Origin of the sequence: Aquincola sp. J276 (assembly GCF_024700035.1) — a bacterium.
GTDB lineage: Bacteria > Pseudomonadota > Gammaproteobacteria > Burkholderiales > Burkholderiaceae_C > Aquincola > Aquincola tertiaricarbonis.
Genome location: NZ_JAJONC010000002.1, coordinates 1,254,538 through 1,267,777, shown reverse-complemented (window position 1 = coordinate 1,267,777; position 13,240 = coordinate 1,254,538). Strand labels below are relative to the sequence as shown.

14 protein-coding genes are annotated in these 13,240 nt (G+C 66.2%); 5 read left to right on the top strand and 9 right to left on the bottom strand.

Features of this window, described 5'->3' with window-relative positions; translation table 11 throughout:
* Positions 1–31 precede the first annotated feature (31 nt).
* The 3 genes from LRS14_RS23815 to LRS14_RS23805 all read left to right on the top strand — a co-directional run bounded on the left by LRS14_RS23815 (position 32) and on the right by LRS14_RS23805 (position 2,220).
* Positions 32–358 carry a hypothetical protein gene (locus LRS14_RS23815; protein ID WP_257801373.1) on the top strand — a complete coding sequence of 109 codons (327 nt, stop codon included), beginning with the start codon at positions 32–34 and terminating at the stop codon, positions 356–358.
* Positions 359–633: 275 nt separating this feature from the next.
* On the top strand, positions 634–783 hold the full coding sequence (locus LRS14_RS23810) for a hypothetical protein (RefSeq protein WP_257801372.1): 150 nt from the start codon (positions 634–636) through the stop codon (positions 781–783).
* 747 nt (positions 784–1,530) lie between these two features.
* Positions 1,531–2,220: a hypothetical protein gene (locus LRS14_RS23805; protein WP_257801371.1), complete on the top strand. Its 690-nt coding sequence runs from the start codon at positions 1,531–1,533 to the stop codon at positions 2,218–2,220.
* Between the two features lie 182 nt (positions 2,221–2,402).
* Here the strand turns inward: LRS14_RS23805 and LRS14_RS23800 are convergent, their stop codons facing one another.
* Positions 2,403–2,816 carry an HU family DNA-binding protein gene (locus LRS14_RS23800; RefSeq protein WP_404977609.1) on the bottom strand — a complete coding sequence of 138 codons (414 nt, stop codon included), beginning with the start codon at positions 2,814–2,816 and terminating at the stop codon, positions 2,403–2,405.
* A 223-nt stretch (positions 2,817–3,039) separates the two neighbouring features.
* On the opposite strand from LRS14_RS23800, the gene LRS14_RS23795 reads away from it, so the two are divergent.
* The gene (locus LRS14_RS23795; RefSeq protein ID WP_257801370.1) at positions 3,040–3,636 is read left to right on the top strand and encodes an H-NS family nucleoid-associated regulatory protein; all 597 of its coding nucleotides are present in this window, start codon (positions 3,040–3,042) and stop codon (positions 3,634–3,636) included.
* A gap of 297 nt (positions 3,637–3,933) precedes the next feature.
* On the opposite strand, the gene LRS14_RS23790 is transcribed toward LRS14_RS23795, so the two are convergent.
* The 3 genes from LRS14_RS23790 to LRS14_RS23780 all read right to left on the bottom strand — a co-directional run bounded on the left by LRS14_RS23790 (position 3,934) and on the right by LRS14_RS23780 (position 5,431).
* A complete protein-coding gene (locus tag LRS14_RS23790; protein WP_310740871.1) occupies positions 3,934–4,338 on the bottom strand; it encodes an acylphosphatase in 405 nt (134 codons plus the stop codon).
* Positions 4,339–4,698: 360 nt separating this feature from the next.
* A complete protein-coding gene (locus LRS14_RS23785) occupies positions 4,699–5,181 on the bottom strand; it encodes a PEP-CTERM sorting domain-containing protein (protein ID WP_257801369.1) in 483 nt (160 codons plus the stop codon).
* A complete protein-coding gene (locus LRS14_RS23780; RefSeq protein ID WP_257801368.1) occupies positions 5,138–5,431 on the bottom strand; it encodes a hypothetical protein in 294 nt (97 codons plus the stop codon). The genes LRS14_RS23785 and LRS14_RS23780 overlap by 44 nt, the downstream gene beginning before the upstream one ends.
* Before the next feature lie 866 nt (positions 5,432–6,297).
* On the opposite strand from LRS14_RS23780, the gene LRS14_RS23775 reads away from it, so the two are divergent.
* Positions 6,298–6,753 carry a DUF805 domain-containing protein gene (locus LRS14_RS23775; protein WP_257801367.1) on the top strand — a complete coding sequence of 152 codons (456 nt, stop codon included), beginning with the start codon at positions 6,298–6,300 and terminating at the stop codon, positions 6,751–6,753.
* A gap of 270 nt (positions 6,754–7,023) precedes the next feature.
* On the opposite strand, the gene LRS14_RS23770 is transcribed toward LRS14_RS23775, so the two are convergent.
* From LRS14_RS23770 to virB11, 5 genes are read right to left on the bottom strand one after another with little or no spacing between them, the layout of a single operon-like run.
* The gene (locus LRS14_RS23770) at positions 7,024–8,265 is read right to left on the bottom strand and encodes a DUF1173 domain-containing protein (RefSeq protein WP_257801366.1); all 1,242 of its coding nucleotides are present in this window, start codon (positions 8,263–8,265) and stop codon (positions 7,024–7,026) included.
* Positions 8,225–9,460: an LPD7 domain-containing protein gene (locus LRS14_RS23765; protein ID WP_257801365.1), complete on the bottom strand. Its 1,236-nt coding sequence runs from the start codon at positions 9,458–9,460 to the stop codon at positions 8,225–8,227. The genes LRS14_RS23770 and LRS14_RS23765 overlap by 41 nt, the downstream gene beginning before the upstream one ends.
* A 53-nt stretch (positions 9,461–9,513) precedes the next feature.
* A complete protein-coding gene (locus tag LRS14_RS23760) occupies positions 9,514–10,149 on the bottom strand; it encodes an OmpA family protein (RefSeq protein WP_257801364.1) in 636 nt (211 codons plus the stop codon).
* Positions 10,146–12,173: a type IV secretory system conjugative DNA transfer family protein gene (locus LRS14_RS23755; RefSeq protein ID WP_257801363.1), complete on the bottom strand. Its 2,028-nt coding sequence runs from the start codon at positions 12,171–12,173 to the stop codon at positions 10,146–10,148. The genes LRS14_RS23760 and LRS14_RS23755 overlap by 4 nt, the downstream gene beginning before the upstream one ends.
* A complete protein-coding gene (gene virB11 / locus LRS14_RS23750; protein WP_257801362.1) occupies positions 12,170–13,207 on the bottom strand; it encodes a P-type DNA transfer ATPase VirB11 in 1,038 nt (345 codons plus the stop codon). The genes LRS14_RS23755 and virB11 overlap by 4 nt, the downstream gene beginning before the upstream one ends.
* Positions 13,208–13,240 lie beyond the last annotated feature (33 nt).

Genomic DNA, 13,240 nt, shown 5'->3' with positions numbered 1-13,240 from the left:
AGGGGGCCCTCCCGGCGAGTAAGCTGCAGGGGTGGACATTCGTTTCCTGCGCGCGGAGCATGACCGTCGCTACAACCGGGTATGGTGGACCGTGTTCCTCGTTGGCTGCTGCATCGCTGCTGAGCTGGCGATCGTTAGCAAGGGTGTCAGCCCCGAACCCTGGCTGGTCTTGAGCGGGTTGCTGGGCATGATCCTGGGCCGACGCCGGCATCACCGCGACCAGGCCGTCAGAGATGCCCAAGAAGATGCGGCGCAACGACAGCGTGCGGCCGCAAGAGCCAAGTCTCAACATGAGGCTACCGGCAAGAGCGACGCTTCAGGGCAGGACGGCTCTGCGAATGACTCCCCAAAGCAGTGAGCCCAACACCGCGCCCGCGGCGTGCCCCACCTTAACCGGCGGCTGCCATCCACGCCCACGGCGCGGTGCTTGGCGGAGCTCTTGAGTCGGGCCAAGCAGTTGCCGACGCTTTGCAAATTTCTCAGCTCGACAAGCTTTCGCCGCATCGATGGAAGCGAAGAAGCACCCCCGTTTCGAGCCAAGCGGCCGCGCCGTGAAGCACAAGCGATCAGCGTGTCCCATAGAGCATTGGCGACGTTTCGCTCCAACACCAGCCGTCGATCGACAATGCACTGATGGCGATCTCCGAACCGTCCCGAAGTCTGGCAGTGGACGCTGAATTGGCAGCAACGCTGTCTGCGCTGGGCTATACCGATCTCACGGTCACGGCGGGCGTTGTGTGCGGCTTGCAGTCGTTTGCCTTCTCGACCGGACTGGTTGTGTAGGAGGTCGGCATCGATCTGGTGAACCCCGGCTGGTCAACAGCAGCGCCGTCGACAACGGGCCTGTCTCGAGCGGGGTGAAACACCTGCTGCGTGAAAACGCGGTCGAGTTCCGTCCGTCTTGCTTTCGGGTCGTGCGGAGCCCAAACCAGCACAAGGTGCGTCTGTCGGTGAGCCTCAGCGGACGCATCTCAGCGAAAGGATCGCAGGTGGACGAAACGCGGCTTTGCTTTGCAAACTTGCAGGCCACAGTGGCAACTCAACTCGCGAGGGCCTTTGCTGCAGGGCATGCGTCCTTCCTACGGCCGTGATGCGGGGCACCCATAACCTGAGCGTCACCGTCTGCAGCCCTGACTCGATGGGACGTCGGCAAGCTCAGCGGTCAGGCCAAACACGGCGATAATCGCGTGCTCGAGCATCCATGCCGTCATCAATGAAGAAGCAAGCAGTGGTGGAACCCGTGGTTCGAGAAGACGGTTTACGCTACCGGGCCAAGCCAGCCGGTAGCCAGTTCCCTACCGCCGGACCATTTTCCGCGGGCACCTTGTCCTGCTTCAAGTGCGGAACGCACAGACCGTTGGCCGAGCTGGAGTACAAGTCCGTCATCGGCGCAAAACGACGTGTCTGCAAGGGCGGGTGTCGCCCGCGGGCTCCGTCGGCCTTGTGACGCCAGTCTCGTTTGAAGCTGCGATCTGGCGCGCTGGTTACCCAAGGTGCGCCGTCCATGTGGTCGTTTCCTAGGTCGCTCTTATGATTTCAGAACCGTTTGCTCGACAGTTCGACGTTGATGTGCCCGAGCGCGCGCCCAGCGCGGCGCGCTTGGCTGCGGAAGCGTTTTTTGCTCCCCGTTCCGAGCCAGTGCCCGGTGAATCTGCGCCCGACGTGGTGGTCAAAAAGAGCAGGCTAGAAGAATCCGAGCCGTCCGCGGCCGCGCACGCAAGCGCGCCGCTCGAGACGGCCCGCGCGCCGCGTGTGTTCCGCCTGGCGGCACCTCTCGCCGTAGCGGACATCACGGAACCGAAAGTACAAGATGCGCCGGTAGGCGCCCCGTCGGATCCCAGCCTGCAGGTCGGCACGTTGCACAGGGATGTGCCTTCAGCACCCCGTGCCTCGGGCCGCCGCACACAGCGGCGACATCTGCATGGCGAAGTCACGATCACGCGGCCCAGTGCGCCTTCCGTCGGCGTACCCACTTCACAACCGGGTGTGACGTTGTCGCTCCAAGTCCTTCCTGCCGCGCAGCCGCTGGCGTCGAGCGATTTCGCCAGCCCGGAGTGGCACGCTCAGGATTGGCCTCGCTACCTGGTGCTGCGACGGCAACTGCTGGCACTGCAAGCACAAGCACAAGAAGCGAAGCGGCGTAAAGCGCAAGCCGCACTGGTCTGGATCCGTCAAGCCATCGCTGACTACGACATCACCCCTGGTGACCTGGGTCTTTAGGCTAACCCGCTGTTGGGTCCGTGCCGGCTGAGTTGTAGCGCCCGCAAGGCCGGCCACCCGGGCTTGCCCGGCGTGCGGCGGTCGTTCGCCGGCTGGTTGCATCGCACGAGCCGGAGCTCAAGGCCTCGGGCGAAAGGAGGGCTGTCAGTGCCCTCTTTGCGACGCGCCCGTAGGGCTGGCATTTAGATCGCGGCGTCCTTCACCTTCTTGAGCGCACGCAGTCGCAGCTTGGTCGTCGCCGGTTTGGCGGCAAACACCTGTTCCTGCTTCGTGAAGGGGTTGATGCCCGTGCGCTTTTTCTTGGCCGGTACCGGCACCGCCGTGACTTTGATCAGCCCGGGCAGCGTGAACTCGCCCAGTCCCTTCTTGTGCAACGAGGCCAGCATCGTGGCTTCCAGGCCGGCGAGCACGGCCTTGACCTCTTTCACATCGACGCCGGTGGTCTGCGCCAGATGCGCCGTCAATGAGGTCTTGTTGAAGGCAGATGTGATCGGCTTGAGCGTCGTGCTGGTGGGCTTCTTGGCCGCGCCGGTCTTTGCAGGCGTCGAGGACTTGGCGGGGGTGGACTTCTTTGCGGTTGCCATGGTGATCTCCATATTTGTGTGCCAGCAATGTAGCGCAGCAGGAGCCTTGGGTTGTGCACCTGCCAGCTTCACGTAGCGGTCTGGCAGTCGCTATGCACCGGCATGGCGTTGTCCTCCTGACATCTTCACCACTGTGATGGACGTTTGAAGTTTCCAATGTGTTAAGCGGACTCGTGTCTGCAACAATGAAAGATTGCGGCATACTCGCCGCATTCAAAATGAAATAGGAACTTCAATGGCAAAGAAGTCGTTCGCTGATCTGCAAGCCGAGATCCAGAAGCTGCAGGCGCAAGCCGATGCGCTGCGCGAAGAAGAAAAGGCGGGTGTTGTTGCGCGCATCCGCGAAGCGATCACCGCCTACGAACTGACGGAGCGTGACCTGTTTGGCACCACGTCCCGTGTCGCTGCCAAGAAGCGGGGCCGTCCGGCCAGGTCGGCCGGCGCCCGTGAAGTTGCCTATGCGGACGGGACGGGCAATGTCTGGGGCGGCCGTGGCCCCCGCCCGCGCTGGTTGCGCGAGGCGCTGCAGCAAGGCAAGTCGCTGGAAGATTTCGCAACGAGTGGCCGTCAATCGCCGTCCGGTTCGGGCGACAGCGCGTCGGCGTCGCTGGTTGGTGACTCAGCCACCGACCACAACGATCAGCCGGCACGCCGCGGCCGCAAGCCGGGCCGCCGACCGGATCCAGCCGCCAAGGGCGCTGTCAACAAGCGGCCCGTGAAGTACCGCGACGCCTCGGGCAACACCTGGAGTGGCCGCGGGCTTCGGCCGAACTGGCTGAAGGCGGCCCTGGCCAGCGGCAGCTCGCTGGAGTCGTTCCTGGTCGAGGCCTGACCGCCTCGGTCAACCCCGCGTCGGGAAGTGCGACACCCGCTGCACCGACGGCGGGACCTTGCGCGGGGTGGTGACCCAACCGGTTGGGCGCTGGAGAGGTTTGGTGGCCGTCGAGGCGGGTAGGGGACGTTGGCAACTCGGGCACACCCGTACCAAGGAGCTCACCACGTCAGTGCACGCAGCGCATCGGATCAAGGCCATTGTTTTCTCCCTCATCACAACGGTGCCCAGCATGGCGCAGCCCGTCTGCTGTGCCTATCGCTCAATCGAACGCCCGTGATGCGGAGTCCTGGGCGCTCAGGCCGTGGGTCGGCGCTCAAAAGCGGCTGCAGGCGGCAGCTCGGCGTCGGCCGGCTGCCAAGCGATGTTGCGCACCTCGGCGAACGGCGGTCCGTCGCTTAACCAGCGGCGCATGGCCAGCAACTGGTCCACCGAGCCCTGCAGGTGCACCTCGACCGAGCCGTCTTTTCGGTTGCGCACCCAGCCGGTCACGCCGACCGCCTGTGCAGCCTGCACGCAGGCCTCCCGGAAGCCCACCCCTTGCACGCGACCGCGGATGCGAGCACACCAGCACCCCACTCCACCGTCCGGCGTGCGGTCATCGCGGGTAGACACCGGTTCCATGGTCAGTCGGTGCTCATAGCCGTCCAGTGTGCCAGTGACCGCCGTGGAGGGCTTCGCCGTCTTGCGGGGGGCGACCACGGACGTAGCGAGGCAGTTCGGCGAAGAGTGGCGACTACCCTCGCGCCTTCATCCGTCTCACGACGCTGCTTGCTTCAAGCCTGCCCCGGCGTGTCAGTGAAGAGTGGTGGCACAGTCCATCGGCGGGATATGCCGGCCGCGCCACGCGCTGAGATCATGTGCCTTGCGGCTCGATCTTGCTCAGTCGCGCCGGGCCGCTCTCGCGGCGAGAAAGGCGGCAATGGCAAAAAATGCCAAGCCGGTCACCGCTGGCGCCTCTACAAGTAAGTCCATGATGGTTGGCCGCTAGGAGATTGGCCTGCGGCTCTGGTTGCTCCCTGTGCCAAACTTTCCCGCAGGGCCCACGGTGGTTCAATCCCCTTATTGGGGGTAACCCTGAATCCCGCGGCCTGCGCAGCTTGAGCGCCGCCTTCGACCCACGAATCCCACAAGCGCCACAGCGCCCAGCAGGAACAGCTCTACGGTGGCAGCCTCTGGCACCGCCGCGATGTGCGCGACGATGCTGACTGAGTCGAAGCGAGCGAACGCGGTGCCGTACGCGGCCGCGGTGCCGTCTTCTCCTTGTTGGTAAAACGCGTTTGCACCGAGGAAAGCGCTGAAAGTTGTTTGGAATGGGTGCCAAACGTCGGAGGCGACGAAAGTGTCGCCGTTCTGGACCGGGATGCCGGGTACCGCAATGGGCGCTTGCCCGTTGCCCACTTGGCCACGCGCCCCCGTGACGGTGAATTCAACCCCCGTCAGCTGATAACCGGCCTTCGGCGCGAAGACCAACCGCTCAAATGTGAACGAGGCCGTCGCTTCATGGAAGCCCTCGAATCCGCTGCCGCCGACCTGGGCCGACATGTTCGGCGTGAAAGAAAAAACCGACTCGCGTGCCGCCGGCTGTGTCGATCACCGTGAGTTCTGGGAAATCGCCCGGACTGTAGCCACTGACGGACCCATCGCTGCCGCTGAACTGCGTCTCTCCAAAGAAGTTCTGCGTGCCCTGGTCAAAGACCAGGGTAGCGGCGTTGAACTGCAGCTCGCACACGTCCGTGCCTGTCGGGGCACATGAAAACGCATGTGCTCCCGTCGCAAGCAGCAGCAAACTCACACCGGAGATCCAGGATCGGATAGCCATCGCCGCCTCCCGTTCGCTGACTGGCCCATGGGTCGAGATCGGTGGGCTCAGCCGTTTGAAGAAGAGCAGTGTCTGAGTCGTCTCCCACCTTGGGCACCCTCACTGCAGGGGTTGAAATCCCAGTGTCCTTCGACAGGTTGGGGAAGTATGTCGGCGGTCCTGCGAGCGTGCTTTTGATCCCGGCCTGCTACATGCGGCCGCCAAGACAGCAACGCGGCGCCATCGAGCAAGCAAGTGCTCGGGAGAGGCACGACGTCTGTCACCGTGAACCGGCCCTCGGCACGAGGCATCTTCGACGCCATCGATGGAGTAATCTGCCTCTACAAACGCGCCGATGTCGGAGACGCCAGGCGCCAGATCGAGCCCCTTTAGCTTTGCGGTCTCTACTTGGCTGCACAGGACGCTGCACGCTTGCGCCCGGCGTTTGCGCCCATGAAGAGGAAGCTGCCGCACCCGAGCGCCATGCCGCGCAGCGCGGGCTCGACCGGAGAACTTGCTTTGCTCTGCCGCTGCTAAGTTTTTAGGATTGAGCGGTCCGAGTGGCGGCAGCTGTCGAGAAGAACGGATTGCGGCTCTTCCAGCGCCCTGTGCAGTCGCTGCCAACCCAGCTTCAACGGCGAGACCGTTGGTCCTGAAAGCTCCATACAAAGGTTGGGCGAGCACCGGACTGAATATTGAGCTTTCGTGGGCCGCCCGAACTGGGTCGGGTTGGGGTTGCGGCCACTAGCAACACGGGTGCGCCGCGAAGGCGACAGATTTGACGGACAAAATCTGGGGGATTGACGACCCGTGGCCGGTGCTCCAACGATGGCCGACACGGAGCACCTCAGGAGATCACGGTGGGAGTCGTACAAATCTTTCGTGTCGCAGGCCGCATCGGCCGGAAAGAGTTCTGGGTGATCTGGATGGCGATCATTCTTGCCGGTGCGTTAGGGGGTCTGATCACGGGACTTGCAGGCGGAAATCGAGCCGGCGTAAGCACCGTTGAAGGTCTGCTGCTGCTCGGCTTCTACGTCATTGCGACGTGGGTGAGCATAGCCATTTCGGTCAAACGGCTGCATGACACCGGTCGATCCGGTTGGTGGCTGGCAAAGTTCATGGTGCTCGCGGCAGCGCCTTGGAGCTGTACGTTCCTCGCTGCGCTGGCTGGCGGCCTCATCAGCACTTGGCTTGCACCAGCACTCGCCATCGTCGGTATCGGGGTCGGCGGCTATTCGTGGTATCTCATAGGCTTCAAACGCGGTGAACCTGGCGTCAACGACTACGGACTTCCGGGCTCTGGATCCGCCTGCTGATCGGTGGTTGAAGTCAGCGGCTACAGCGCATTGCCAGCAGCTGGGTGCCCGATCCGTGATCTGCACTTACAGGAGCCGTCGTGTGGCTTGCGCACGCAGCCGGTCACATCAACGGCTTGGGCGGCTTGGAATCGGGTGTCGCGGAGCCCACACCCTGCACCTGCCCGCGAGTAGGCAACCAGCACTCAACCGTCCGGCGTGTCTGCGTGCGCAGCAGACAGTTGGTTCGTGATCAGGCGAGGGCCGTTACCGTCCACTCTTCCATGACTGTTATAGCCGGCGTTGTTCGTCCGCAGGGGTCGGCGACGGGGTGCGTTGAGACGCTGTCCGAAGCGAAGGCAGCGCCGGCATGCACGAGTCCACGGGGGACCAGCACCAGGTGGTCGTGTCGTCAGCCTCGACCTCGGTGGACGACCCGTCGACGAGGATCAAAGGTGTGGGTGGCGTCTCAGTGTCCGCTAGAACCGCCGTCGGCAGCCGCTCAGCCGCCGCCAGCTGGTAGCGCATTGGCTTGCTGAAACGCCGTCCCTCCTGCACCAGGGCGTTTAGCAGCTCCGCTTCCCAGGCGTTATCCACCGGCAACCACGCCGCAGTCGTCAACATCAGCGTGACTTCGACCAAGCTCGGCAGCCCGTGCTCCGACAGCACTGCAGTGGCCAGCAGCACCAGGTGCAGGCGGCTGTCGGCATTCCAGGTAGCCAGCTCCGACTCAAAGCGCCGCGTCAGCCGTCGTGCCAGCGCCGCATCAAGTCCAAAGGCCACGTCGGGCAGGTGCTTGAGCACCGCCTGGTGGCCATAACGCGCCGGCAGCAGCTGCTTCAGCTCCGCCAGCACCAGCAGGAGCGGCTGCGGCTGGCCGGGCCGGGGCAGGGCGCTGGCCCATTGCTGGCGTCGGCGCTGCGCCAGCACTTCACGCTGTTCGGCGCTGAAGACCTCGGGAACGTACAGCCGTTGGGCCAACGGCTGCCCGTCCACCAGCGTGGTCTGCGCTGCCCGCAGCAAAAGCCGGCGCACCGCAGCCCACGGCCGGCGGCCCTCGAAGCCCGGATGCCAGCGGTTCAGCTCCGCCTGCTCCCAGAGGTAATGCAGCATCCCGCGCAAGGTCAGCCGGCAGCCCGTGCTGCGCGCACTGCCGCTGGGCTCACCGGCCGCCATCGGCACCGCGCGCCCGGGCCGCTGACACAGCGCAAAGTCCACCCGCAGCGCCGTGCAGCCGGTGGCCAGGTCCTCTCGGATGGCCGGTGCCACCTCCCCGCGGCCGGACATCTCAAGGGGCGGTTCGTACGACCCGCAGTCCGGTGCATGGCAGTGGCCGGTGAACGGCATGCGCTTGACGATGAAGCCGTCGCCCAGGCGCGCGATGTACATCGGCACACCCTCTGGTTGGCACAGGCAGCGTGGGCGGATATGGCGCAGGTGGACTCTGGCAAGCGCCTCCTCAAACCCCACCGATCCCGGGCTGACCACCTCGTCACCCAGGGCGTACCGCGGGACGTCGTCGGGCAGCGCCATGGCCGTGCTCGACTTCAGCGCGCGGGCGTCGTGCGGTCCCGGCCGCGGTTGCGCTCGGGCGGGGCCACCACCGGGCGCTGCGACGGCGCCTCGCGGTCGTAGACCGCCACCTTGGGCGTCGGACCGGTGCGTGTGCGTTGCGCCAGCTGCTCGGTGGCCGCGGCCAGCACCGCCTCACGCCGGGCCTCCGGTACGTTCTTGGCCACGAGGATCGCCTCGATGGCGGCCAGCACCGCCTTGCGGCCGCCGCCACCGCGGCCGCTGTTGCCCTTTGGGCATCCGGCGTGGCAGCGGGCTGGGCTGCTGACTGAGGGGCCGCCTCGATGTGGTTGCGCTGGCGGGCGCTGCGTTCCTTGGCCAGCACGTCGAGGTCGGCCGTGTTGGGCTCGTAGCCCAGTGCCTTCACCCCGCGCACGGAGGCTTCCAGCCACACCAGCCGTTTGAACTCCTCGTTCCCGGAGACTCGTAATGCGCGCCAATTGCGGGCCTCCGCGACATCGATCATCGACCGGGCCACCGACGGGCTGTTGGTGTCGGTCGAGAGCTTGAAGGTGGATTCGGTGAAGGCCACCCGGGTGGTGTCGCCGCGAAACCGGTACTCAGTACGCCCCACGGTCACATCACTGACCGTCATCAGCGCCCGCTTGATGATGTACCGGTCTTTCAGGGCCGCTTCCAGCTGCGCCAGGCGCACGCTGCGATCGGCATCGGCATCAATGCGGGGCAGCGGGCTGCTCGGGCGAGATCCGGAAGGCGCTTCGGCCGTGGGCGAAGGCGACGGGTCAAGCGTCTTGGCCTGCTGCGGCGCGGCGCGACCGCGTTCCTTCGCTTCGGCCGCCGCCACCAGATCGGGAATCTCATCACGCGTGGTGGCCAGGGCCGGCGGCCGGCTCGGCGCGGCGTCCCGCTGCGGCCCCCGGCGCCACTGGCCGTCGACTTTGTCGACCGTGCTGCGATGGCCTTGTGCATCGATGGCGGTGAAGCGCCGGCTGCCCAGCTGTTCCGCCTTGGCCACGATGTCCGGCCAGCGGGTCGCGTGGTACAGCACATCCGCAAAGGGATCGCGCAGTTCGAAACGTTCTGTGGCCGGTTCGGCAGGCGTCTGGAACCGGGCCTTGGCCACCGTCGCCCGGTTGGCCGGCTCCACGCTGCCACCGGCAGGGGCCGGGCGGGAAGGAAGGGGCGCATCGTCCATGGCAACCTCACATCAGAAGTGAAGACAAAGGACCGGGGTTTAGGGTCGCTGGTCTATGGCGCGGACGCCATGGCGGTCAGTGTTTGCGGGCTGACCGGCACCGGCAGCACCCGGTACAGCTCGATTTCCACCCGCCGGTTGAGGTCGCGGCCGCTGGGGCTGTCGTTGTCGGCCACGTGATCACCGGCCGGCTGGTAGGTGGTGCGGATGCGCGACGGCTCGATGCCCGCAGCCACCAGCACATCGCGCACGGCGTTGGCCCGTTCCCGCGCGATGCGGGCTTCCGCCAAGCTGTCGGTGGTGCCGTCGGTGCGCCCGCGCAGCACGATCAGCGGCGCCTGGCGCGCCAGCGGCACCAGCCCTTGCAGCAGGCCGGCCGGCAGCTCCGCCTGGCTGCTGCCAAACGCAAAGCGCACCGTCACCACCGTGTTGCCCTGCGGCGCCACTGGCAGAGGGATCGGCTGCTGCGCCCACTGCACCAGCCGCGTGGTCTGCTGCAGCACCTGCTGCCGCGATTCACTGAGCTCGATGCGGCTGTTGTGCAGCTCATGGCGGCAGCTTTGCAGCTCGACGGCGTCGGGCCGATTGGCCGGCCGGCGGGGTGCATCGTCGGCGGTGGGCAAAGGTGGCGGACTGCTGCAAGCGGCCAGCAGGCCACCGGCCAGCACACAGGACATCAGGACTCTCATGGCATCTCTCCTTGCAAAGCACGGTCAGCCGGCTGCAGCAACGGGTCAACGTGGGCGGCCGGCAGCACACCGTCGTCATCCGGCTCGGCCTCGATGGCACCGCCTTCGGTGATGGCCATGTCGAAGAGCGACAACAGCTCATGCGCCAGCGTTTCCTCCATGCCGTTAAAGCAGTCCGGCAGTGCCTGGTGATCGATGGCCAGCCGGCTCACGTCCAACGTCTCATTGGCCCCCAACTCGTCCGGCAATACGCGGATGCGGCGCTGCACCTGCGCCAGGTGCAGGTCCAGGTCCATGGCCGGCACGATGGGTGGCTTGCGAAGCCGGGCCTGGAACACGGGGTCCTGGTGGTAGCGGATCTTCTCGCCGAGGATCGGCTTGCAGTGTTCACACACCACCACCAGCCGCTCGCTGCCCAGCTCCTTGAACTCCTGCGGCAGCAGCAGCGCTCGCCGCTGCTCGCTCTCGTTGCGGCTGACACTGCTGGAGCTGCGCCCGCTGAACGTGCGGCTGCGACCATGGGAGGTTGCGCGTTCGGTGAAGGTGCCCAACATGGCGCTGTACTCGTCCGCGTCGCGTTGCTCACGCGGCGCAAACAGGATCTGCAACCCGTGATTCGTCGCAAAGGTCCGCGCTTCCTTGTCGCCGTACACGGCGTCCAGCTGCGACATCGCCTGCACCACCGTCAGCAGCCGCAGGTGGTAACCCGCCAAAAACGCCGCCGCGGTGCTGATCACCGGCACCCGGCCCATCGCGGTGAACTCGTCGTTGACCAGCAGGCACTGCACCGTCAGGCTGGCATCCTGCTGCGGAAGTTGCTGCGTGTTCAGGCTCACCAGCTGCGAAAAGAACAGGTTCAACAACGGCCGTGCACTCAACAACCGGTTCGGCGGAATGCGTACGTAGATCGACAGCCGGCGGCGCCGCAGGTCCTGCAGCCGGAAGTCGTCGCCGCTGGTGGCGGCGTCGACCACCACGTCCGCAAAGATCGTCAGCGGTGCATGGAAGGTGGCGACCACGCTGGACAAGGTATTGTCCGAGTTCGACAGCAGCCGCTGCAGCGCGTCCACACACTCGTCGGACAAGGCGGGCAAACGATCGGTCGCCTGCTCACGCCGTCGGTGGATCACGCCATTCAGATGGTCCTTCAGTGGCTGGCCCTGGCCGGACGACTGGCGCAGCATCTCGCCGATGGAGCGCGGCAAGGCGGGGGTCTCCAGCAGCAGCAACCCCAACCCCAGGAACAGGTTGCGCGCCTGGTCGTTGAAAAACGCTTCCGACGAGGTCCCGCTGCCGTCGTTCGGAAAAAACACCTGCCCGATGGTCAGCAGGTCCCCCACCCGGTGCAGCGGCGAGGTGCGCACCGCCGACAGCGGATTCCAGCGGTGGCTGCGGCCGTTCTCGTCGAACGGCGAGAAGGCAAAGACCTGTTGTCCAAATTCGGCGCGGTAACCGGCGGTCAGGTCGTAGTTCTCGCCCTTGATGTCCAGCACGACCACCGAGTGGGGCCAGTTCAGTAGGTTGGGGATCACCACGCCGACACCTTTGCCGCTGCGGGTGGGTGCCGACAGCATCACCGACAGTTGGCCCGGCAGGCTCAGGAACCGCCCGCGGTGACGGCCAATGAGGATGCTGGGGCCGGTGGTGGAGCGGGCGCCGGTCAGGCCCGCACGCGCGACTTCGGCTGGCGTGGCAAAGCGGGCTGCGCCGTGCAAGGCGCGCTTGGGCTGCGCGGCGATCACCAGTGCCACGGGCAGCAGCACGGCCGCTGCTGCGGGCAGCAGCGAAGCCAGCAGCAGCCGTGGCCGCAGGGTTGCCTCTTGGCCGTAGTGCTGCCAGTAGTCCAGGATGCTGGTCCAGCCGGCTTGGCGGGGGTCCACCCGGCTGAGCAGCAGGAACACCATGCCGGCTGCCTGCAGCGCACCCACCGCCAAAACCAGCACCGTCAGCGCCACGAACACGGCCGCCGCGACCTGTCGGCTGCGCGGCCAGGCCGACATCGGCAGCGCGGTGACATCGCTCACACCAGCGCTCCCAGGCCGCGCTGGGCCCGCGGCCGGTACTGCAGCTCGGCCACATGCCGGCCGTGCGCATCGCGGTCGAACTGCACGATGACGTCGATCACCGTGTGCAGCAGGCCGTGTATTTCCGGCAGGCTCAGGCCACCGCCGGCCGCACTTTCGCGGATCATCAGCGCCATCTGCGACAGCGCCAGTGCGCAGCTGCCGGCGTGCACGCTGGTGATGCTGCCCGGGTGGCCGGACGCCGCCAGCCGCACGAACGAAAAGCACTCCTCGCCTCGCACCTCGGCCAGGAACAGGCGGTCGGGTTTCATGCGCAGGCTGGCTTCGAGCAGGCTGCGGGCGGTGACCGCGTGGCCGGGCACGTTGCGGCTGTAGAACAGGTGCACGACGTTCGGGTGCTCGGGCAGGGTGAGCTCGGCCGTGTCCTCGATCGTGATCAGGCGCTCGTGGTGCGGTACCTCCTCGATCAGCGCCTTCATGAAGGTGGTCTTGCCGGAGCCGGTGCGGCCGCTGACCACGATGGTCTGGCGCGAGCGCACGGCCAGCCGCAGGAACTCCGCCCAGCGCCCGGCGGCCTGCAGGCCCTGCAGCTCCTGCTCCAGGGGCGAGATCCGTGCGTCGGATCCGGTGGCCACGCGGTCGAACAGGCCCTCGTGGTGCAGCTGGTCCAGCCGCTTGGTCACCGCCGACGGTTTGCGCACGGTGAGGGACACGGTACCCCGCGGCACCGCGGGCGGGATCACCACCTGCATCCGTTCGCCGGTGGGCAAGGTGGCCGCCAGCAATGGCCGCTCGGCATGGATCTGCTGGTCGCAGAAGGTGGCCACCGCGGTGGCCAGCGCCAGGCAGCGGTCGTACGTCATCGCCGGCGCGGTGACGGCCTGCCAGCCGTGCTGGGTCTCGACCAGCAGCTCCCCCGGCTGGTTGACACAGACCTCCAGCACACCGGGGGCATCGAGCGCCATGCGCAGCGGCTGCAGGAAGGTGATGACCGAGGTGGCGTCGCCGCACCAGGCGGAGGAGGATGCACACACAGCCGCAGCGGTGTCGTTTGGAGTTGCAATGAG